This window comes from Thalassobaculum sp., assembly GCF_965223715.1.
In the GTDB taxonomy this organism is placed as follows: Bacteria; Pseudomonadota; Alphaproteobacteria; order Thalassobaculales; family Thalassobaculaceae; genus Thalassobaculum.
The window spans coordinates 2,856,158-2,877,099 of sequence record NZ_OZ245012.1 but is presented as its reverse complement, the minus strand read 5'-3'; the positions used below and the strand labels follow the sequence as shown (position 1 = coordinate 2,877,099).

Genomic DNA, 20,942 nt, shown 5'->3' with positions numbered 1-20,942 from the left:
ATGTCGTCCCGAAGAAAACCTTATGCCAAAGGCACTTAGTCGACCTTGGGCGCTCCGTCCTTGTCGTCACCATCGTCATGGGACGGGCGGAACACCGTGGGCCAGGGAGTGCCGAGGTCCTCCACGTGACAGGACAGCCCGTCCACGTCAAGCCGGATGGTCGAGTCGCCGGCGAAGACCAGGTCGACGGTACCGTCCGCATAGGCCAGCGACAGCAGGTTCAGCATCTGCCCCGGATCCCGCCGGTCGATCCCCCGTGTGCGGACCTTGCGCACCTTCTCGAAGCGGATGCCGGTATGCACCCGCTCGAACGGCGTGTCCTGGCCTTCTGCGACCTTGCCGTCGGGCGCGATCTCCCAGCGGAAGCGGCCGGCGACCAGCACGAAGCGGTTCTCCGCCGCCTCGAAGCTCATCTCGGAGACCGGGACGATGGCGTCCTGGAGGTAGGCGGCGACGACCGTCAGGTCTTCCAGGTCCTCCGCCCGCACACGCAGCGGCCGGTCCCGCCCTGTATCCCCGAAAGGCGTTAGTGCCGGGCGACGGGCCATGGGCCTATTCCTCCGCCGCGGCCCGCTCGGACGCCACCCGGCTCACGTCGGCGCCGCAGGCGGACAGCTTTCCGACGAGGTCCTGATAGCCCCGATCCAGGTGGTAGATGCGGTTGATAACCGTCTCGCCCTCAGCGGCCAGGCCGGCCAGCACCAGCGAGACCGACGCGCGCAGGTCGGTCGCCATGACCTGGGCGCCCTTCAGCTTCTCCACGCCCCGCACCATGGCTGAGGCATGGTGCACGGTGATGTTGGCGCCCATGCGCGACAGTTCCGGCACGTGCATGAAGCGGTTCTCGAAGATCGTCTCGGTGACCATCGAGGCCCCCCGGGAGACCGTCATCAGCGACATGAACTGCGCCTGCAGGTCGGTCGGGAAGCCGGGATAGGGCTCGGTCATCATGTCGACGCCGAGCACCCGCTCCTCGCCGCGGGCAACGCGCACGCCGCCCTCGACATTCTCCAGGACAACGCCGGCCCGACGCAGGGTCTCGGCCGCCGCGTCGATCAGCACCAGGTCGGTATCGGTCAGGATCACGTCGCCGCCGGCGATGGCGACGGCCATGGCATAGGTGCCGGTCTCGATCCGGTCGGCCACCACCTTGTGCTCGGCCCCGCCCAGCGCGGGCTTGCCCTGGATATGGATGGTGTCGGTGCCGGCACCGTCGATCTCGGCACCCATGGCGGTGAGCAGCTTGGCCAGGTCGCTGATCTCCGGCTCCCGCGCGGCGTTGACCAGCACGGTCTCGCCCTCGGCCAGGGCTGCCGCCATCATCAGGTTCTCGGTGGCGCCGACGGAGACGAAGGGGAAGGTGACCCGACCGCCGCGCAGCCGGCCACCGGGGGCCTTGGCCTCGATATAGCCGGCCTCGATGTTCACCTCGGCGCCGAGGTCGGTCAGGCCCTTCAGGTGCAGGTCGACCGGCCGGTTGCCGATGGCGCAGCCGCCGGGCAGGGAGACCTGGGCCTCGCCGAAGCGGGCCACCAGCGGACCGAGCACCAGGACCGAGGCGCGCATCTTGCGCACCAGGTCGTAGGGGGCGACGGTGCTGTCGATCCGGGCGGCATCCATGTTCATGTCGCCGCCGTCGCGCTCGATGCGGACGCCGTGCTGGCGCAGCAGGCTGGTCATCGACGCGATGTCGGCCAGATCCGGGACATTGGTCAGCTTGACCGGCTCGCCGGACAGCAGGCTCGCCGCCATCAGCGGCAGGGCAGCATTCTTGGCACCGCTGATGGGGATGGTGCCGCGAAGCGGGCGTCCGCCCCGCACTCGAATCTGGTCCATGGATCACACAACATGTTGTTTGGTCGGTTCTAACCGACGGGGGCGGGAGGGCTCAAGGGCGACGCCGTCTGGATGCGCCCCCATTCAGGCGAAACCGTGGCATTCCGCCGATTATTCCGGCATGTCGGACGCTTTGGCGGGGGGCTCCGCATCGGCCCGGGCGCGGGATTGCGCCTTGCGTCGGCGCAGATTCGCGCGCAGGGCCTGCTCCAGCCGGGCGGTGCGCTCGTCCTTGTCTCCCGATCCGCCGCCCGTTCGGCTGGCCGCTCGGCCACCGTTGGCCGACGTATCGGAGCGTCGTCTGTCCTCAGCCATCCTCGTCTCTCCGCCAGCCTCGCCGCGCCGGACTGCCTGCAGCGGACCTTGTCCGCCGGCCCGGCCCGTGCCCGAGCACCGGAACCGTCCGCGGCGCCGTCCCCCTCGGACGGCACCGTCCCGTCTCGTCCTATCACGCCGGGCGACAAAGGGGCGATAACGCACTTGCACCCTGCAGGTGTCTCTGGCATGTATGCGCGCCTCGCGGGTCGGCGGTCACCGTCATCGCCCTTCACCCGCCGCAGGATGCTGCCGTAGCTCAGGGGTAGAGCACTCCCTTGGTAAGGGAGAGGCCGAGAGTTCAAATCTCTCCGGCAGCACCATTACTCTCCATAGGATATCGGACTGCAAAGCGCTCTGCCGTAGCCAAGGCTCCGACGCCAAACCGCGCGTCGCAAGATGCTCGACGTTCTACGCTAGGGGTTCCTTGGACCGAAGACGTCGTATCTCAGCCTCGATCTCGGCGTTCCACCCCGAGAAGTCGACGGGCAGGTCCCGGACTCGTTTGAAGCTTCCGGGCCCCCGTTGGGGCGTAGCCGTGAAGCGCTGCTCGATAAATTCGATGATGTTCTCAAGAAACAGGTCTTCGACTTCCGAAATCAGCCGATTGTAGGTCGCCTTGAAGGTGGTCTCATCTTTGGTGAACTGCACCCTCCGCTGGTACAGGACCGGACCTGTGTCGATCCCTTTGTCGATCAGATGAATGGACACCCCGCTTGGCGTGCCGTCGTAGAATGCCCAGAAGTTGGGGTGCGCGCCACGGTTCCAGGGTAGATAGCCAGTATGAAGATTTATAATGGGTGCCTTTGTATTTCTTATCAATTCTTCAGGAATTATGTACCTGTAGCCAAAGCTTACGACTATATCAAAGCTGTCGAAGCATTGCATGCGGTCTTCAGTGTGCCAGATTTTGCATTTATTTGCGGAAAGCGCGTCAATCAATCTTGTCTTTGTTTTATCGTATCCGAGAAACAGAACGTTGGATTTCGGCTTGGCAGAACTCGCAACCAGTCTGGCTACCGTCGGGGCCGTGAGGACGTCGCCGTGTTCTCGCCACACCGTGAGTCTCCTCAGGGACTAAACGCTATGTCGTTTCGAGCTTCGAAAATCTCGGTCGATGGTTCTTGGATTAGTAGTCGCACAACCCGTGAGCGCTAAATTAACCACACCTACAAGAGTGATTATCATCGACGAACGTATTCTGTTCAATCTAAGATTTTATAATTTGAACAGGCGCTTGCGCTAACTGGAGGCGAGCTCTTGTCTGGCTACTGACTGGACTTTCGGGTTGTCGCTTCGGGCCGAACCGGCTGCCCACACACGGCGGCCCGGCTCGCGTATTGGCGCCGCGGCCTGGAGGCGCCCTTACCGCCGGCCCTGACTTTGCCGTCTGTCCATATTTCCGTGCCCCAGGAACACCGGCAGAGCCGGTGGGGTTGTGTTGACGGGGGACGGCGGACTAGGGTCGAAGCAGCCTATGTTCTGAAGAAAAAGACCGAGGGCGCGGGGCCTGACCACGATGTGCCGGACCGGCGTCTGCGTGTTCCCGGGGGCGGGGAATGACGCAGGAGCATACGGATGCAGAAGCATCAGACCACCGAAGCCGATATGGCCGCTCAGCGGGTCCCGAACACCGTTTTCGACGTGGATATGGTGGCCCGGCCGGACCGCTATGAGGTCTGGCGCGACAGTATTTCCTGCATTTTCCAGGCGGATGCGGACAAGGACGTCAGGCGTGGCGACTTCCATGCCCTGGTCGATGCCAACATGTTCGGCCCGCTCATGCTCGCCCGCACCGAAAGCCACGAGCATGCCTGGCGGCGGAGCTCCGCGATCATGGCGCGGGACGGCATGGACCATTACATGATCCAGGCCTATGAGCACGGCCAGCTCCAGTGGGGCGACGGGCTCGGCGACCAGACCCTGCCGGAGCGCGGCCTGGTCATCGTCGACCTGGCGCAGCCGCTGGAATCCAAATCGACCGCCTTTCGCAATCTGTCACTCATCGTCCCGCGCGAGATGCTCGACGGGGCGCTGAAGTCGCCGGACGACCAGCATATGCGCGTGCTGAGCGGGGAGGAGCCGATGGTCACCCTGCTGCGCGACCATATGGTCTCGCTGAAGAACCTGGCCGGGCAGATGAGCCTGCAGCAGGCGGTCGAGATCGCCCCGGCGACCGTCGGACTGGCTGCCGCCTGTCTCAACGCAGCCGTGGACCAGAACATCCCGGCCCAGAGGGCCGGGGCGACGATGGCGCAGCTCACCGTGATCCGGCGGTTCATCGAGACGAACCTGTCCGAGCCGTCGCTGTCCGCCGAGTGGATCGTCGCCCGTGTCGGGGTGTCGCGGTCCAAGCTCTACAAGCTGTTCGTGCCGTTCGGCGGGGTCGGCGCCTATATCCGCGACCGTCGGCTGCGCCGGGCCCTGCTGGCTCTGAGCGACAGCCAGTCACGTCATCGACCGATCTACGACATCGCACTGGATGCGGGCTATTCCAGCGACGCCGCCTTCAGCCGGGCGTTCCGAGCCCGCTACGGCGTGGCGCCCCGGGATATCCGGCACGCGCATTATGTCTTCGGCGACACCGCCGGCGCGGCGGTCGATGTGGACCGGCGCTACGAGCGCTGGCTGCATCATCTGTCGATCTGACGCTACCGACGTCCGATAAACGCGGTCACACCGTCAAAAACAGACATACGGTTGGCAATCGGAAACGCCTGGTACGGCGGGGGTTTCCGGAAGCGGTCACTTTTGGTCGGACTCTCAGACAACGACCAGTCCAGCCATGGCAGAGCAGTACGGGGAGAAACAGCGGGTCCGCGATCCAGGACGTGAGATGGCGCCATGGTAGCCGCTTCGCTTTCCACGGGCGTCGATTCACCGACCCTGTCCGGCGGCTCCGACACGGTGACCGGATCGATCGCCGGCAGCCTCAACACTGTCGACACGATCAACGGGCTGGGCGGTTCCGACACGTTGACCCTCTCGGCGGCGCAGACCGTCACCCTCGACGCCACGACCCTGACCAATTTTGAGACGGTGACCGTCACTGCCGGGGCGCAGTCGATCACCAGCCATGACGGCACGGTCGCCGCGGGCCAGAGCCTGACGGTCAACGGGTCGGCCAGCGGGGCCACCCTCTCCTGGGATGGCTCGGCGGAAACCGACGGCAGCTTCGTTCTCATCGGGACCGACCAGACCGACACGCTGATCGGCGGTGCCGGCAATGACCTGCTGTCGGGCAATGTCGGAGGCGACCGGCTGAGCGGCGGTGCCGGGAACGACACGGTCACCTATGGCAACGAGGCGGCGGATGACGACACCCTGGACGGCGGTGCCGGCACCGACACCATCCGGGTGACGAATTACGCCGATTTCACCGATGCCGGGTCCGTCAGCGGGTTCGAGGTGATCTCGGTCTCCACCGGGGCGACGGCGGTGTTCGCAGACGCCTTCAGCGGCGCGACCATGGCCCTGTCCGGCGGCGGCAGCTTCGGCTTCTATGTCAAGAACAGCACCAGCCTCGACCTCAGCAATCTCGATGTCAGCGGACTGACGGCGGGTACGTCCAGCGTCTCGCTGGCCGCATTCGACGCCGACGCGGTCACGCTGATCGCGCCAACCGGTTTCGCGGTGACCATGGGCGGGAAGTCCGGCGCGGACCTGCTGCGTGGCGGTTCCAAGGGCGACTCCGTCACCGGCGGGGCCGGCGCCGACACGATCAGCGGGGCAGGCGGCCAGGACTGGCTGACCGCCGGGGCTGGCTCCGACCTGCTGTTCGGCGGGGCGGACAACGACGTGCTCAGCGGCGGCACCGACAATGATGTGCTCAGCGGCGGCAGCGGCGACGACGACCTCTCGGGTCAGGCCGGCGACGACCGGCTGGTCGGGGGAACCGGGACCGATTTCCTGACCGGTGGGGACGGGGCGGATACCCTTCTGGGCGAGGGGGGCGAGGACTCCCTCTCCGGTGGCGACGGCAACGACGTGCTGAGCGGCGGCGCCGACGCGGACGTGCTCTGCGGCGAGGTCGGCGACGACCGGGTCGCCGGCGGGGCCGGGCACGACGAACTGTGCGGGGGCAGCGGCAGCGATACCGTGGCCGGCGGCACCGGGGCGGATGATCTCGGTGGCGGGGGCGGGGCGGATCTGCTCTCCGGCGGTGCCGGGAACGACACCCTGACCGGCGGTGCCGGGGCCGACACCCTGTCCGGCGGTGCCGGAAACGACTGGTTCGTGGTCGGTGACGGCGACACGGTGGCGGACTGGCAGACCGGCGACAGTCTGGCGCTGATCGGAGCCTCGGGTCTCACCGCCGACGGCATCTCCCGCAGCGGCGACAGCCTGTCCTTCGATACCGACGGCAACGGCAGCGCCGATGTGACCATCTCCGCCACGGGCCTGGCCTCGGGGGCCAGTTTCACCGTCACCGCCGAGACCGGGTATAGGAGCGTCACCTATACCGCCCCGGCGCCCTCCGGCGGATCCGGCGGAGGGGGAGGCGGCGGCGATACGGGCCTGTCGGTGAGCGACAGCGCGCCGCAGCCGGGTTCCCCCAACCCCACCCGGGTGCTGACCAACAACGGCCAGACCACGGGATCGGCCGCCATCGTCGAGAACACCGGCAACAACGGCAATACCGTGACTGCGTCGCTCCCGGCCGGGACCTCGCTCACCGCCACCGGGCCGGCGAACGCCCAGAACGCGAGTTCCGCGCTGTCCACCCTGCTGACCGCGATCGAGGCGCGGGATCCGCAGGGTCCCGACCCGGTGCTTGCCGGTGCCCGGTCCTATCTCGACATGCTGGCCGGCAGCACCGTGCTGGATGTCCGCACCATCGTGCCGGCTTTCAGCGGCACCGCACCCGCCGATCCCTTCGTCATCAGCGGTACGACCCCGTCGGGCGGCGGCTCCCAGGCGGAGGCCTTCGTGCTCGACGTGTCTTCGCTGCCGCAGGGCGGCACGGTTCACCTCGACAATATCGAGTTCGTGTCGGTGATCGGCAGCGCCTCCATCGTCGGAGGCGACGGGGACAATTATGCCGTGGGCGACGATGCGGCCCAGTACATCTCGCTCGGTCTCGGCAACGACACCCTTGCCGGGGGCGGGGGGAACGACATCGTCGGTTCGGGCGGCGGCACAGACTACCTGCAGGGCGACGGCGGCAACGACATCGTCTTCGGCGGCACCGAGACCGATACCGTGCTCGGCGGCGTGAACGAGGACGTGGCCTACGGCAACCAGGGCGACGACGTCCTGTACGGCAATCAGGGGCTCGACACGCTCTATGGCGGACAGGACCGCGACGTCGCCTTCGGCGGCCAGCACCCGGACATCGTCTACGGCAATCTTGGGGCCGACACGCTCTACGGCAATCTGGCGTCGGATACGCTCTATGGCGGGCAGGGGGACGACCGGCTGTATGGCGGCGCCAGCGCTCCGGGTGACGCGAGCGACCTGCTCTACGGCAATCTGGGGAACGACACCCTGGTGGCCGGGCTTGGGAACGACCTCCTGTATGGCGGTGGCGGGGCGGACCGGTTCGAGGTCGGGACGGACGGCATCGACATCATCGCCGATTTCTCCGCCGCCGATGGCGACGTGGTCGCTGTGCCGGTCACGCTCGACGTGCTGGTGGCGCTGCTGGCAGAGGCGACGGCGACCGCCGACGGCGGCAGCGAGGTCGCCCTCGACAATGGCGCGATCGTCCGGTTCGTCGGGATCTCTACCGACTCGCTGTCCACCAGCATGTTCGACGTGATCTGAGGGGAGCGGACAGGCGGCAGAGGTGCCGCCCGTCCGACATGGTCGACGGCGGTAGCGGATGGAATGGCCGCTCTTAGGCCGCCATCCCCTTGACGCCGCAGCGCTGCTCCATCTCCCGCCGGATCCGGATCGCCTCGCTGGTCTCGTCCACCTCAACGTCGGCCCAGCGGATCGGCTGGCCGGCCTTGATGCCGGACTTCAGCTTGACGTGATGGGCGAGGCCGATCGGCAGGCCGCCGAGCCGGAGCGAGGTCTGCGCCGGGTAGAGCTTGCCCCACACGGTGAAGCCGCCCTCGCCGTCCAGCATCTCTCCGGCCTTCAGGTCGCGCTTGGCGGTCGCCACCACGTCGCCGCGGAAACCCTGGGTCGCCCCGGTCGGCCGCTTCAGGATCGCCGCCGACAGGATCGACACGTTGAGCTCCAGGCCGATCAGGTGGAACGGCTTGTACATCGCCGAGTAGCGGCCGGTGGCGTCGGTGTTCATGCCGTACTGCCGGAAGCAGGCGGCGGCATAGTCGTTCGGCGCCTCGATGACCACGTAGACGCCCCAGCGCAGGTCCTTGAACACCGGCCGTCCGTCCCGCTCCAGGGAGGAGACCACCTCCACCTGGCCCTTGGCGGCGAGCTGGCCGCCGTCGGATTTGGGACGCAGCACATGGGCGAGGTCGTCCATGCCCGCCGGCGGGAACATGAGCCCGTCCGGCGGCGGGGTGAGGCCGGTCGCATTTGCGATCGCCGCCATTTCCAGCGCCGACTTGGTGCCGTCGAGGAAGCTGTTGAACATCTGGCTGTTCATGCCGGCGGCGGCCGCCTGTTCCCCGGTCAGCCCGTAATGGTCCCACACCGTGTCCGGCGTGGAGGCGTGATAGGCCGGCAGGAACTTCGTGCCCTTGCCGGCGGCGATCACCTCGAAGCCGGTGGAGCGCGCCCACTCGACCATCTCGCAGGTCAGGGCCGGCTGGTCGCCATAGGCCATGGAGTAGACCACACCGGCCTGGCGCGCCTCCTCGGCGAGCAGCGGGCCGGCCAGCACGTCGGCTTCCACGTTGACCATGACGATGTGGACACCGTTGCGGATCGCCTCGCGGGCATGGACGAGGCCGACCGACGGCACGCCGGTGGCTTCCACGACCACCTCGGCGGTGCCCGACGCGATCAGGCGGCGGGCGTCCTCCTCGAAGGTGGTCTTCGCGATAAGGTCGTCGGGCCAGCCGACCGCGCGGCAGGCGGCCCGGGCCCGGTCCGGCGACAGGTCGGCGATCCAGGCCACCTCAAGTCCCGGTGTGGTCGGGACCTGAGAGAGGAACATGGAGCCGAACTTGCCGGCGCCGATCAGGCCGACACGCACGGGCGTGCCGGCCTGGGCGCGGGCCAGGAGATCCTGATAGATGTACATCGGCGCTTATTCCGCCGCCTGGAGCTGCCCGGCGATCAACTCGTCAAAGCAGTTGTCCTCCAACGCCTTGATCGGCGTGAAGTCGCGATGGGCGATCCACTCCTCGCGCTTGAAGGCGCGGATGTGGTTGTCCACGTGGCACAGCGACAGATAGACGATGGTGCGGCCGATCGGCGAGATGTTCGGCGGGCTGGCATGTACCAGCAGCGAGGAGAACATCAGCACGCTGCCGGCCGGACCGGTGGGGGCGACGCAGCCGCCCTTTTCCGCCAGGGCGGACACGGTCTCGCGATCCAGGGTCCACAGCGGGTAGGAGGTGGTCTCCAGGTCATGGCCGGCATCGACCACGCCCTGCTTGTGGCTGGCCGGGATGAACAGCAGCGGACCGTTGGCGGCGGTGACGTCGTCCAGGAACACCGCGATGTTCATCGCGCGCGGCTCCGGCATCTCGTCGTCGCGCGCCCAGGTGCCGTAATCCTGGTGCCACTGCCAGACCTCGCCGTCGAACGCGGCCTTCGCGTTGATCTTGAACTGGTGCATGTAGAGGTCGCCGTCGAGCAGCTGCTGCACCGGCTCGATCAGGCGGGGATGGGACCCCAGGCGGCGGAACGTCTCGTTGTAGGTATGGGCGGCGAAGGCGGTGCGGGCGACGCCGGACTTCTCGCGCCAGACCTCCTTGCGGTCCATCGCGTAGATCTTGTCGGCCTCCTGCTTCATCAGGGCGGCTTCCTGCGGCGTGAACTTGCCTGGGAAGAACAGATAGCCTTCCTCGTCAAATTTCTTGAGGTCGTCGGCGCTCAGTTTCATGGCGTTTCCTTCCTTGTTGGTTTGTCTTCTTACAGGGACTGCCGGTCTTCCCGCCGGGTCAGCCGTTGATAGGTGAGTTCGCCGGTGCGTTCGGCGTGATCGGCGGCCAGGGCCCCCGCCTTGGCCGCATCACCGGCGACGATCGCCTCGGCGATCGCCGCATGCTCGTCCCAGATCACGTCGCGGCCCTTGCTGTCCTCCAGCACCACGCGCATGGAGCGGACCATATGCGGCCAGAACCCGGCGGCGGTCCGATCGATCTCCTCATTGCCCGAGAGCGCGTGGATCGCCTGGTGGAAGGCGAGGTCGGCCTTGACCAGCGCGTCCATGGTCCCCTCGGCGCAGGCTTCCCGGCCATCCTCGATCAGGCGTCGGAAGCGCTTGGCGGGCGCGTCCGACGGGGCGAGGCGTGTCGCCGCCAGGCGGGCGGCGAGCCGGTCGATGGCGCCGCGCACCTGATACAGGTCGAGCAGCCGGTCCGGGTCGATCGGCGCCACCATCTGGCCCTTGCGGCCCCGGTCGACGACCAGCCCCTCCCGGCGCAGCAGCACCAGGGCGTGACTCACCGGCTGCCGGCTCACGCCCAGCCGTTCGGCCAAGCCCTCCTGCGCCAGCGGCGTTCCCGGTGCGAGATCCATCGCCATGATGGCGTCCCGGATCGCCTGATGCGCCTGTGCGGTGAGGTCGGGCTTGGTGGCAAGGGATTGCATGGGCACCCATGTTCCGTGTTCTGAATTCAGAACACGGAACACTAAAATCGGCTGCGCGTCAATCGGTGCACCCATACGGTCCGGGCTCGGACTGACCGGTGGGGCCGGGGGCGGATTTGGGAACCCAGCCGGAGCCGAGGCGTTCGACCATCACGCCGATACGACCGGCCCGCGGGTTCCCGCAGGGCCGCCGCAGCCCGCAACAGGGTCCGCCCCCATCGACGCAGGTTCGAGGCCGCGATGACCGCATCCCCATCGGACGCCGACAAATCCGATCCGACGGACCAACCCACCTCCGACCATCCGCTGACCGAGATCGTCGAGCGCCTGGCGGACACCGCCCAGGGCAGCCGTGTCACCGTCGGCGAGACCCTCGAGGCCTTCGGACGCCGGTCCTACCTGCCGCTGCTGATCATCCCCTCGCTGACGGTGATGTCGCCGCTGTCCGGGGTGCCGCTGCTGTCCTCGGTCTGCGGCGCGATCATCGCGATCATCTCCGCCCAGATGGTGTTCCCCGGGATGCGCAGCCTGTGGATCCCCGATTTCATTGCCAGACGCCAGGTCAGCGGCCGGCGGGCGCGGGCGGCGATCGGCCGGATCGGCAAGATCGCCTACTGGATCGACGAGCATGCCCGCGATCGCCTGAACTGGCTGATCGATCCGCCGGGCCGCACGGTTCTGGAATTCATGTGCCTGCTCTGCGGTCTGGCGATGCCGTTCCTGGAACTCGTCCCGTTCTCCTCGTCGATCATCGGCAGCGCGGTTCTGCTGATCGCCGCGGGTTTGCTGACGCGCGACGGTCTGTTCGCGCTGGCGGGCCTGGCCGTCATTCCGGTTTTCGGCATCCTACTCGCGGTCGGGTTGGAGACCCTCGGCCTCGCCGGCGGCTGACGGCGCTGCTAGAGCCGGCGGTCGGCACCCGACAGCAGATCCTGGGACGCCTCTGGGATATCCGCTCCGGCGGCGTGGCGCTCGACGGATTCCGTGTCGTTCTCCAACTCGCCTTCGGACGCCGTGGCCTCGGCGTCGGACTCCGCCACCTTGGGAGGCGCGGGCGCGTCGGTCGGCGGCGGAAGCGGCGTGGGCGTCGAGGCGGCCTCCGAGCGGGCGTCCAGGGAGACGAGCGGCACGCCCTGGGGGAAGATGATCTCGCGCGCCTCATCGGGCATCGAGATGCCCGCCTCCATCAGCGCCTTCTTCACCAGCCGCAGCAGGGCCGAGCGGATCTTCAGCACCGAATAGGCATGGCCGTCGAACCAGAAATAGGCCCGCAGGTTCACCGTGGCGCTGCCCAGGGAGTCGACCAGAACCAGCGGTTCCTCCGGCTCGGAGAGCACGGCGGCGTGGTCGGCCAGCACCTTGCGGATGACCTCCTGTGCGGCGGCGATCGAGGCCTCGTAGCCGATGCCGACCTCCAGGTACTCCTGGCGGGCGGCCGCGGCGCTGAAGTTCACGATCGTGCTCTTGAACACCGCCGCGTTGGGGATCTGGATGTGGTTGCCCTCGCGCGACAGCAGGAGGGTGCTGCGGGTGTTCATGCTCTGCACCGTGCCCTCCTGTCCGCCCACCGCGATGTAGTCGCCGCGCCGGAACGGCTGGCGGATGCTGAGCAGCAGACTGGCCAGGAAATTCTCGGCGATGTCGCGGAAGGCGAAGCCGACGATGATGCCGACCACGCCGGCGCCGCCGAGCAGGGACAGGGCGAGCTGGGTGAGACCGGCGACCTGAAGCACGATGTACAGGCCGATCAGGAATACGGGGATGGAGACCGTGCGGGCGATCACGCTGCGCAGGAAGGGGGACTCGACCTGCCGGCTCAGCGCCCAGTCCGTCGCCCGGCCCACGAGCGACGCGGCGTAGAACGCCAGCGGCAGGATGACCAGGGCCAGGGCGATCAGCGGCAGGCTGGCCAGCCCCTTGTAGAGCAGCGCCCGGACCTCGTTCAGCGCCGGGGTGAACGACCAGTCGGTCTGCGGCGTCACTGAGATGCGGTTGACCACCGCCGCCACGTCCTGGGTATTGGCCGCGAGGTTGCGGGCCCAGGTGCGGTGTTCGTCGGTCTGGGTGCTGCCGTCGAGAAAGACCACCCCGTCGGTCGCCGACACCCGCACGTCGCTGTACCAGCCGGTGGCACGCAGAATGCTGTCGATCCGTCGGGCGATCGCGTCATCGCGCGCGACCGGCTCCACGGCGACCGCCCGGGGAGCGTCGCTCTGGGAACCGCCGGCGGAAGTGCCGTCCTGCGCGAGCGCGGGGAGATACGTTGCAGACGCGCCAACGAGGAGGACCGCGGCAACGATCAGACGGAGCGCCGTCAGGATGATCCGCGGGCACGCCGGGCGGCACCGACCGATGCCGCCGCAACCCGCATTCACGGCTCCGTCGGGGTCCGCTTGGCGATCACCCAGACGCCGTGAACGATGCCGGGGATATAGCCCAGGATCGTCAGCAGGATGTTGATCCAGAACTGCGCGCCGATACCCACCGTCAGGAAGACGCCGAGCGGCGGCAGAAGGATCGTCAGCAGCAGTCGTAGAATAGTCATGTCGATACCCGCCCATGATTTTCATCAGTGCGGAAGTAACGCGGCGTCGCTCTTCGGGTTCCGAACGACGCGTTCCACGAGGATCACCCGGCGGCCAGCGCGGCGACACCGCCGAAGTCGAAGCCGCGTCCCGGGGCGGCGGCGAACAGGGCACGGGTATAGTCATGCTGCGGGTTGCCGAACACCTCGGCCGCCTCGCCGTACTCCACCACCTGGCCGCGATGCATCACCGCCACCGTGTCGCAGACCTGGGCGGCGACCCGGAGGTCGTGGGTGATGAACAGCATGGCGAGGTCGAGCCGCCGGCGGATGTCGTCCAGCAGCTCCAGGACCTGCGCCTGCACCGACACGTCGAGGGCGGAGACCGCCTCGTCGGCGATCAGCAGGTCCGGCTCCATCGCGAGCGCCCGGGCAATGCAGATGCGCTGGCGCTGGCCGCCGGAGAACTGGTGCGGGAACCGGTCCAGCGCGGTCGGGTCGAGCCTGACCAGGGACATCAGCGAGCGCGCCCGCTCATAGGCCTCGCTCTCGCCCATCCCGTAGTTCATCGGTCCCTCGACGATGGAGGCGCCGACGGTGCGGCGCGGGTTGAGGGAACGGTAGGGGTCCTGGAAGATGATCTGCACCCGGCGGCGCAGGGTGCGCAGGCGGGACTGGGACGCCTGGGCGATGTCGTCGCTGTCCAGGTAGATATGGCCGGAGGTCGGGTCGATCAGCCGGGCGATGCAGCGGGCCACCGTCGATTTGCCGGAGCCGGACTCGCCGACGATGCCCAGCGTCTCGCCACGGCGGATCTCCAGATTGACGTTCTGGGCGGCATGAACCTCCCGCGCCTTCTGGAAGAAGCCGCCGCCGCCATAGGTCTTGCACAGGCCGTCGGTCGCCAGCACCACCGGTGCCTTCTCCGCCCGGGGACGTCCATGGGGCGTGAAGCTCGGCACAGCACCGATCAGCATCTTGGTATAGGGCTCGTGCGGCCGCTTCAGCACCGCCTCGGCCGGCCCTTCCTCGACCACCTTGCCCCACTGCATCACGGCCACCCGGTCGGCGATCTCGGCCACCACGCCGAAATCATGGGTGATGAACAGCACCGCCGTTTCGTGGGTGCGCTGGATATCCTTGATGAGCTTGAGAATCTGCTCCTGGGTCGTCACGTCGAGCGCGGTGGTCGGCTCGTCGGCAATCAGCAGCACCGGCTCCAGCACCAGGGCCATGGCAATCATGATGCGCTGGCGCTGGCCGCCGGAAAGCTGGTGCGGATAGGAGGCCGCCATGCGCGGCGGGTCCGGAAGCTGCACCTGCTCCAGGATCTCCAGGATCTTGGCCTGGCGCGCCGCCTGGTCCAGCGAGGTGTGGGTGGTCAGCACCTCCTCGATCTGGTCGCCGCAGGTCATGGTCGGGTTCAGGGCCGTCATCGGCTCCTGGAAGATCATCGACATGCGGGCCCCGCGCAGGTCGCGCAGCCGCTCGTCGCTGGCCTCCAGCACATTCTCGCCCATCAGGCGGATCGCGCCGCCGCTCGGGGTGAGCTGGCCCTTGGGCAGCAGACCCATGACGCTGAACGCGGTGACCGACTTGCCGGAACCGGACTCACCGACCAGGCAGACGATCTCGCGCGGGCCGACGGAGATCGACACGCCGTCCACCGCATGGCGCCGGTCGTTACCCTCCGGCAGGTCGACGGTGAGGTTGTCGATCTCCAGGATCGGCTGGACTTTGGTCTGATCTGTCATGGTCTACAGCCGCTTGCGCATACGGGGATCGAGCGTGTCGCGCAGCCCGTCGCCGAGCATGTTCACTGCCAGCACCGTGATCGCCAGGAAGATTCCCGGGAACAGGATGTTGTGCGGGTAGACGCGGAACAGCAGCCGTCCCTCGGCCATGATGTTGCCCCAGGTCGGCGTCTCCGGCGGGATGCCGACGCCCAGGAAGCTCAGGATCGCCTCCACCAGGATCGCCGAGGCACAGATATAGGTGCCCTGGACGATCAGCGGCGCGATGGTGTTCGGCAGCACGTGCCGGATCAGGATCAGCGGCACCCGCGTGCCGACCGAGATCGCCGCCTCCACATAGGGTTCCTCGCGGATCGACAGCACGATGGAGCGCACCAGCCGCACCACGCGGGGGATCTCCGGGATGGTGATGGCCAGGATCACCGTCAGAAGCCCGGCATCGGCGAGCGAGACCAGGGCGATGGCGAGCAGGATGCCCGGGATTGCCATCAGCCCGTCCATCACCCGCATCACGATGGCGTCGAGCCAGCGGATGTAGCCGGACACCAGCCCGACCACCAGGCCGATCGCCAGGGACAGGACCGCCACCAGCAGGCCGACCGCGAGGGACACCCGGGCGCCGTAGATCACCCGGCTGTAGGTGTCGCGGCCGAGCGTGTCGGTGCCCATGCGGTAGGTCCATTCCCGCTCGGTGCCGTCGGAGAAGGTCTTCAGGTGCTCGACCCCCGGCTTCTTGTTGCGCCAGGCCGGATCGATCGCGCTCGGATCCATGGTGTCCAGCAGCGGGGCGCAGACGGCCATCAGCACCATCAGGCCGAGGACGACGCCGCCGAACATGACGCTGGGGTTGCGGACGAGCTGTTCCCAGACCGTCGCCTTGCGCGAGGCGGCCTCGGCCGAGGCGGCGGAATCGACGAGATTTTCGGTGCCCTCGGTCAATATCGGATCCTCGGGTCAAGCAGGCTGTAGCTCAGGTCGACCAGCAGGTTGATCATCACGTAGACGAAGGAGAACACGATGATGATGGCCTGGATCGTCGGATAGTCGCGGCCCAGCACCGCGTCCACGGTCAGCCGGCCGAGGCCGGGGATGTTGTAGACGCTCTCCGTCACCACCACGCCGCCGATCAGCAGAGCGATGCCGATGCCGATCACGGTGACGATGGGGACCGCCGCGTTGCGCAGGGCGTGCTTCAGCAGCACCTTGTTCGGCGTTAGCCCCTTGGCATAGGCGGTGCGGATATAATCCTCGCCCAGAACCTCCAGCACACTGGCCCGGGTGATGCGGGCGATCAGCGCGATGTAGATCACGCTGAGCGTGATGCTGGGCAGAATGAGCCGGTGCAGGAAGGGCCAGAAGCCCTCGGCGATCGGCTTGTATCCCTGGACCGGAAAAAGGTCGATCTCCATCGCGAAGAGATAGATCAGGATATAGCCCAGCACGAAGACCGGGACCGAGAAGCCGGCGACCGAGAAGGCCATGACCGAGCGGTCGATCCAGGTGCCATGCTTGTAGGCGGCGATCACGCCGATCGGGACGGCGACCAGGATCGTGATGATCAGAGTCGTCGTCGCCAGGGCCAGGGTCGGCTCGACCCGCAGCAAGATCAGCTCCGCGACGTCCTTCTTGAAGAAGTAGGACTGGCCGAAATCGCCCTGGAGGAGGTTCCCGACCCAGATGCCGAGCTGTACCAGCAGCGGCTCGTTCAGGCCGAGGGTCTCGCGGATCTGGGCGACCTGTTCCGGTGTGCCATTGTCACCGGCGAGCACTGCCGCCGGATCGCCGGGCGTCAGCCGCAGCATCAGGAACACGAAGACCGCCACCATCCCGAGGACCGGGATGGTGGCGAGCAGACGTTGGACTAGAAAGCCGAACATATGCGGTTATGGCTCCAGCGTCGGGAAGCGTGCCGCGTCCTCACTCGGACTTGGCGATGTTCCAGAAGATCGGGAACGGGCCGCCGAGCACGCCGCTCAGCTTGTCGCTCCGCCACGCCGGGACCTGATACCACTGGCCCGCATGGGCGTGGGTCCCGATCTCCATGGCGCGCTTCTGGATCTCTTCCGCGATCGCCTTCTGCTTGCCCTCGTCGGTCTCGGTGGCGAAGCTCTCGCGAAGCTCCTCCATCTTCTCGTCGCAGGGCCAGCCGAACCAGGCCTTGTCGCATCCGGCGTTGAAGCCGGCGGCGGAGATCGGGTTCAGGATGTCGGCGGCGGTCCAGGACGTCAGGAAGACGTTCCAGCCCCCCTCGGACGGCGGCTCCTTCTTCGCCCGGCGGGCGACCAGGGTCTGCCAGTCCATCGCCTGCAGATCGACGTTGAAGCCGGCCTGCTTGAGTTTGTCGGCGGCGACCGGGCCGAGGTTGTTCAGCACGTCGACATCGGTCGACTGCATCACGACCACGGGGGTGCCGTCATAGCCGGCTTCCTCGAGCATCTTCTTGGCGCCGTCGATGTCCGACTTCATGACGATCTCGGTGCCGGCATCGGTCGCGAAGGCCGTGCCGCAGACGAACATGGCCGGGCATTCCTTGTAGTAGTCCGGATTGCCGATGGTGGCCTGGACGAAGTCGACCTGGTTGATCGCCGCGAGGGCGGCCCGGCGCAGCTTCACGTTGTCGAACGGCGGATGCAGCCAGTTCATCCGGAACATGTACTGGTTGCCCAGCGGGTTCAGGATCTTGGCGGTGACGTTCTCATTGCCCTCGAACAGCGGCAGCAGATCGGTGGGCGGGGCTTCCAGATAGTCGACCTCGCCTTCCAGCAGGGCGTTGACCGCGGTCTGGTGATCCTTGATGGAGACCCACTCGACCCGGTCGACATTGACCACCTTGCCGCCGGCGGCCCAGCTCGGCTCCTCGGAGCGCGGAACGTAATCGTCGAACTTCTCGAACACCGCGACGTCGCCGGGCTTCCACTCGTCCTGCTTGAAGACGAACGGGCCGGAGCCGGTGTAGTCGGTGATCTGGTCGCTCGCCGGCGTGTCGGCGACGCGCTTGGGCATCATGAACGGCACGTTGGAGCTCGGTTTGGCGAGCGAGGCGATCACCAGGCCGTAGGGTTTCTTCAGCTTGATCTCGAAGGTCTTGTCGTCCACCGCGTTGAATTCCGCGACGAACTCGAGAAGCTTCTGACCCATCGAGTCCTTGGCGCCCCAGCGCTTGATCGAGGCGATGCAGTCTTCCGACGTGACCGGCGCGCCGTCATGCCATTTCAGCCCGTCGCGCAGGGTCAGGGTATAGGTCAGCTTGTCGTCGCTGACGGTGTAGGTATCCACCATCTGCGGGTGGACCTTGGTGTCGCTGTCCATCGCGAACAGCGTGTCATAAACCATATACCCGTAGTTGCGGGACATGTAGGCCGTGGTCCAGATCGGATCGACGATCTTCAGGTCCGAGTGCATGACCACGCGGAGCGTCGTTTCCGCAGAGCCTGCCGTACTCATCCCGACGGACATCGGCAGCGCGATGGCTGCTGCGAGTGCGGCTTTTGCCGCTGTTTTACCGAATATGCTTCCCCAGTTCATCGAGCCCCTCCTTAGGTGGAGTTTCTTGGAATGCGAAGCCTGAGGGCATTCCGATAGCGAGTCCAGAGAGCTTTTTCGCAGGTGCGGGATGAAACGGTTGCAGCCGCGCCCGGGCTCCAGGGCTCTGGAGCGAGGAAAACCGCGGCTCTTGGAAGTTGAATACGGGGGGATGTCGGTCGCCGGATGGCCGACATCCCCCGACAAAAATCCGTCGTCAGGCGGCCTTCACGTCCGACAGGAAGCGGGCGATCTGCGTGCGCAGGCTCTGGCTTTGCTGCGTGACGTCGCCGCTCGCGCTGCGGACCTGGTGCGCGGCCGAGTTGGTGTCCTGGGCACCGGTCTTCAGGGCGATGATGTTTTCGGCGACCTCCTGGGTGCCCTGGGCGGCGTCCTGGACGCTGCGGCCGATCTCCTGGGTGGCCGACGACTGCTCCTCCATCGCCGCCGCGACCACCGCGGAAATCTCGTCCAGCCGCACGACCGTCTGGGAGATATGCCGGATCGCCTCGGCCGTGCGGGACGACTCCTGCTGGATGAGGGCGATCTTGTCGGCGATGTCCACGGTCGCCTTGCCGGTCTGTTCGGCCAGTGTCTTGACCTCGGTGGCGACCACCGCGAAGCCTTTGCCGGCATCCCCCGCCCGGGCCGCCTCGATGGTGGCGTTCAGGGCGAGCAGGTTGGTCTGGTCGGCGATGTCGCGGATCAGCTGAAGGATGTTGCCGACCTCCTGGGTCGCCGTTTCCAGGCTCTTCACGGTCTGGTCGGTCTCCTGGGCCCGGTCCGCGGCGTCCTTGGCGATCTGCGTCGCGTGGCCGACCTGGCTGTTGATCTCGACGATGGAGGCGGCCAGTTCCTCGGTGGCCGAGGCGACGGTCTGAACATTGGCGCTGGCCTCCTCGGAGGCATTGGCGACCGTGACGGAGCGCGACATGGTCTCCTCGGCGATGCCGGACATGGAGACGGCGGCGGCATCCAGTTCGGTGGTGGCGCTGGAAACGGTCTCCAGCATCCCGTTGACGCTGCCCTCGAAAGCGGCGGTCAGCTCGTCGAGCCGCTTCGTCCGGGCCTCGCGGCGGACCTGTGCCGCCCGCTGCTCCTCGGCCATCTCGTCGTTCTGGATCATCTTCTCCTTAAAGAAGAGGACCGCCTCGGCCATCTGGCCGAGCTCGTCCTGCCGACGGGTGCCGGGGACTTCGACGGCGAGGTCATGCTCGGCCAGGCGTCCCATGACGCCGGTGAGCTGGTTGACCGGCCGGGCGATGCCGCGGCCAAGGATCAGCGCGATGGCGACGCCGAGCAGGAAGCTGGCGAGGCTGACGACCGCGACCTCGATTTCCGTCAGGCGGATCATGCCGAGCACCTCGTGTTCGATCTTCGCCTCGATCGCGGCAGCGATCTCCAGGAAGGAACCCGTATTCTCGGCGATCTCGGCGGCCTGCTCGGTCAGTTGCCCGTCGATGAGGGAACGAATGGCCACCTCGTCGCTATGGGCCTTGCGCAGGGCGGTGCGGTATTCCTCGAAAAGCGTCTTCACCTCGGCCAGCAGCATCTTCTCATGGTCGGTGACCACGGCCTGCTCGAGCTTGCCCAGGGCCTCGGCGGATTTGGTCAGCTCCTCGTCAACCTTCAGGCCGATGGAGGTGTCCTTTCGACCGACGAGGGTGTTGGAGTGGAGCTGAAGCAGGAGCAGGTGCTCGCGCGCGGTGCCGGTGAGGACAGCGGAGGCCAGATCGCCATCGGCCACGAAATCGGCCTGGATGGCGTCGAGGTCCTCGATCAGCCGGGCACCGGCCGGGCTCATCCTCTCGGTGACCAGCATCTTGAACTCTCGCTCGAGTTCGGCGGCCTGGTCGAAGTCCCGCAGGTAGGTGGCCAGGGTGGCCTCGATCGCGTCGACGCGGTCGGTCAGCTCGACCTCGACATCCATCGCCCGCAGGCTGCCGATGTCGTCGCGGATCTGCGCGGCGATCGTGCGAACCTTGTCCGCGTCCTGCTCGTTGCCCTTGTTGGCGAACTCCCGGGCATAGGTGTTCAGGCGGGCGAAACGGGATTCGATGCGCGCCGCCAGCTCGGCCTCGCGGGCGACTTCGGCAAAGTGATGCACCTCGGAGGAGACGGTGATGAGGTTGGCGTAGGTCAGCGCCGCGCCGACGACGAAGACCGAAATGACCGCACCGAAGCCGAATAGGACGCGTGCGAGAACCGAACGGAGGGGGCGAACCTTGCGCGACGTCATGATCTTCGGTGCCTGTGCCATGTCATCCTCCATCGAGCGGTGCGGCGGCGGTATCGCCGACGGAGACCGCTGC

Annotated in this window: 17 protein-coding genes and 1 tRNA gene; 4 read left to right on the top strand and 14 right to left on the bottom strand. The window is 67.0% G+C overall.

Annotated features, from left to right (window positions below; genetic code table 11):
• Positions 1 to 35 precede the first annotated feature (35 nt).
• From ACOQOP_RS13215 to ACOQOP_RS13205, 3 genes are all read right to left on the bottom strand, one after another.
• Positions 36 to 548: a DUF2948 family protein gene (locus ACOQOP_RS13215; protein ID WP_420562271.1), complete on the bottom strand. Its 513-nt coding sequence runs from the start codon at positions 546 to 548 to the stop codon at positions 36 to 38.
• 4 nt (positions 549 to 552) lie between these two features.
• Positions 553 to 1,836, bottom strand: coding sequence for a UDP-N-acetylglucosamine 1-carboxyvinyltransferase (gene murA, locus ACOQOP_RS13210; protein ID WP_420562270.1), 1,284 nt, complete (start codon positions 1,834 to 1,836; stop codon positions 553 to 555).
• A gap of 111 nt (positions 1,837 to 1,947) precedes the next feature.
• A complete protein-coding gene (locus ACOQOP_RS13205) occupies positions 1,948 to 2,151 on the bottom strand; it encodes a hypothetical protein (RefSeq protein WP_420562269.1) in 204 nt (67 codons plus the stop codon).
• Positions 2,152 to 2,399: 248 nt separating this feature from the next.
• On the opposite strand from ACOQOP_RS13205, the gene ACOQOP_RS13200 reads away from it, so the two are divergent.
• Positions 2,400 to 2,474, top strand: a tRNA-Thr gene (locus ACOQOP_RS13200).
• Positions 2,475 to 2,562: 88 nt separating this feature from the next.
• On the opposite strand, the gene ACOQOP_RS13195 is transcribed toward ACOQOP_RS13200, so the two are convergent.
• Positions 2,563 to 3,210, bottom strand: coding sequence for a formyltransferase family protein (locus tag ACOQOP_RS13195; protein ID WP_420562268.1), 648 nt, complete (start codon positions 3,208 to 3,210; stop codon positions 2,563 to 2,565).
• Between the two features lie 519 nt (positions 3,211 to 3,729).
• Here ACOQOP_RS13195 and ACOQOP_RS13190 point away from each other — a divergent pair.
• Together ACOQOP_RS13190 and ACOQOP_RS13185 are read left to right on the top strand one after the other, a co-directional pair.
• Entirely contained in the window at positions 3,730 to 4,800 is a 1,071-nt protein-coding gene (locus ACOQOP_RS13190) for a helix-turn-helix domain-containing protein (RefSeq protein ID WP_420562267.1), read from the top strand.
• Positions 4,801 to 4,995: 195 nt separating this feature from the next.
• Complete coding sequence (locus tag ACOQOP_RS13185; RefSeq protein WP_420562266.1) at positions 4,996 to 7,917, top strand: beta strand repeat-containing protein; 2,922 nt, start codon at positions 4,996 to 4,998, stop codon at positions 7,915 to 7,917.
• A gap of 73 nt (positions 7,918 to 7,990) precedes the next feature.
• On the opposite strand, the gene ACOQOP_RS13180 is transcribed toward ACOQOP_RS13185, so the two are convergent.
• From ACOQOP_RS13180 to ACOQOP_RS13170, 3 genes are read right to left on the bottom strand one after another with little or no spacing between them, the layout of a single operon-like run.
• A complete protein-coding gene (locus ACOQOP_RS13180; RefSeq protein WP_420562265.1) occupies positions 7,991 to 9,313 on the bottom strand; it encodes an NAD(P)H-dependent oxidoreductase in 1,323 nt (440 codons plus the stop codon).
• A 6-nt stretch (positions 9,314 to 9,319) separates the two neighbouring features.
• Positions 9,320 to 10,120 carry a phytanoyl-CoA dioxygenase family protein gene (locus ACOQOP_RS13175; protein WP_420562264.1) on the bottom strand — a complete coding sequence of 267 codons (801 nt, stop codon included), beginning with the start codon at positions 10,118 to 10,120 and terminating at the stop codon, positions 9,320 to 9,322.
• Between the two features lie 29 nt (positions 10,121 to 10,149).
• Complete coding sequence (locus ACOQOP_RS13170) at positions 10,150 to 10,830, bottom strand: GntR family transcriptional regulator (RefSeq protein ID WP_420562263.1); 681 nt, start codon at positions 10,828 to 10,830, stop codon at positions 10,150 to 10,152.
• Between the two features lie 240 nt (positions 10,831 to 11,070).
• Between ACOQOP_RS13170 and ACOQOP_RS13165 the strand changes: the two genes are divergently transcribed.
• Positions 11,071 to 11,721, top strand: coding sequence for an exopolysaccharide biosynthesis protein (locus ACOQOP_RS13165; protein WP_420562262.1), 651 nt, complete (start codon positions 11,071 to 11,073; stop codon positions 11,719 to 11,721).
• Between the two features lie 8 nt (positions 11,722 to 11,729).
• Here ACOQOP_RS13165 and ACOQOP_RS13160 read toward each other — a convergent pair whose 3' ends face one another.
• The 7 genes from ACOQOP_RS13160 to ACOQOP_RS13130 form a co-directional block, all read right to left on the bottom strand.
• Positions 11,730 to 13,019: a mechanosensitive ion channel domain-containing protein gene (locus ACOQOP_RS13160; protein ID WP_420562261.1), complete on the bottom strand. Its 1,290-nt coding sequence runs from the start codon at positions 13,017 to 13,019 to the stop codon at positions 11,730 to 11,732.
• 182 nt (positions 13,020 to 13,201) lie between these two features.
• Positions 13,202 to 13,375: a YqaE/Pmp3 family membrane protein gene (locus ACOQOP_RS13155; protein WP_420562260.1), complete on the bottom strand. Its 174-nt coding sequence runs from the start codon at positions 13,373 to 13,375 to the stop codon at positions 13,202 to 13,204.
• A gap of 83 nt (positions 13,376 to 13,458) precedes the next feature.
• The gene (locus tag ACOQOP_RS13150) at positions 13,459 to 15,108 is read right to left on the bottom strand and encodes an ABC transporter ATP-binding protein (protein WP_420562259.1); all 1,650 of its coding nucleotides are present in this window, start codon (positions 15,106 to 15,108) and stop codon (positions 13,459 to 13,461) included.
• 3 nt (positions 15,109 to 15,111) lie between these two features.
• Positions 15,112 to 16,047 (bottom strand): ABC transporter permease, encoded by a 936-nt coding sequence (locus tag ACOQOP_RS13145; RefSeq protein WP_420562258.1) that lies wholly within the window; start codon positions 16,045 to 16,047, stop codon positions 15,112 to 15,114.
• Positions 16,044 to 16,985 (bottom strand): ABC transporter permease, encoded by a 942-nt coding sequence (locus tag ACOQOP_RS13140; protein WP_420562257.1) that lies wholly within the window; start codon positions 16,983 to 16,985, stop codon positions 16,044 to 16,046. The genes ACOQOP_RS13145 and ACOQOP_RS13140 overlap by 4 nt, the downstream gene beginning before the upstream one ends.
• A gap of 40 nt (positions 16,986 to 17,025) precedes the next feature.
• Complete coding sequence (locus ACOQOP_RS13135; RefSeq protein ID WP_420566530.1) at positions 17,026 to 18,510, bottom strand: ABC transporter substrate-binding protein; 1,485 nt, start codon at positions 18,508 to 18,510, stop codon at positions 17,026 to 17,028.
• A 337-nt stretch (positions 18,511 to 18,847) separates the two neighbouring features.
• Positions 18,848 to 20,890: a methyl-accepting chemotaxis protein gene (locus ACOQOP_RS13130; RefSeq protein WP_420562256.1), complete on the bottom strand. Its 2,043-nt coding sequence runs from the start codon at positions 20,888 to 20,890 to the stop codon at positions 18,848 to 18,850.
• Between the last annotated feature and the right edge of the window lie 52 nt (positions 20,891 to 20,942).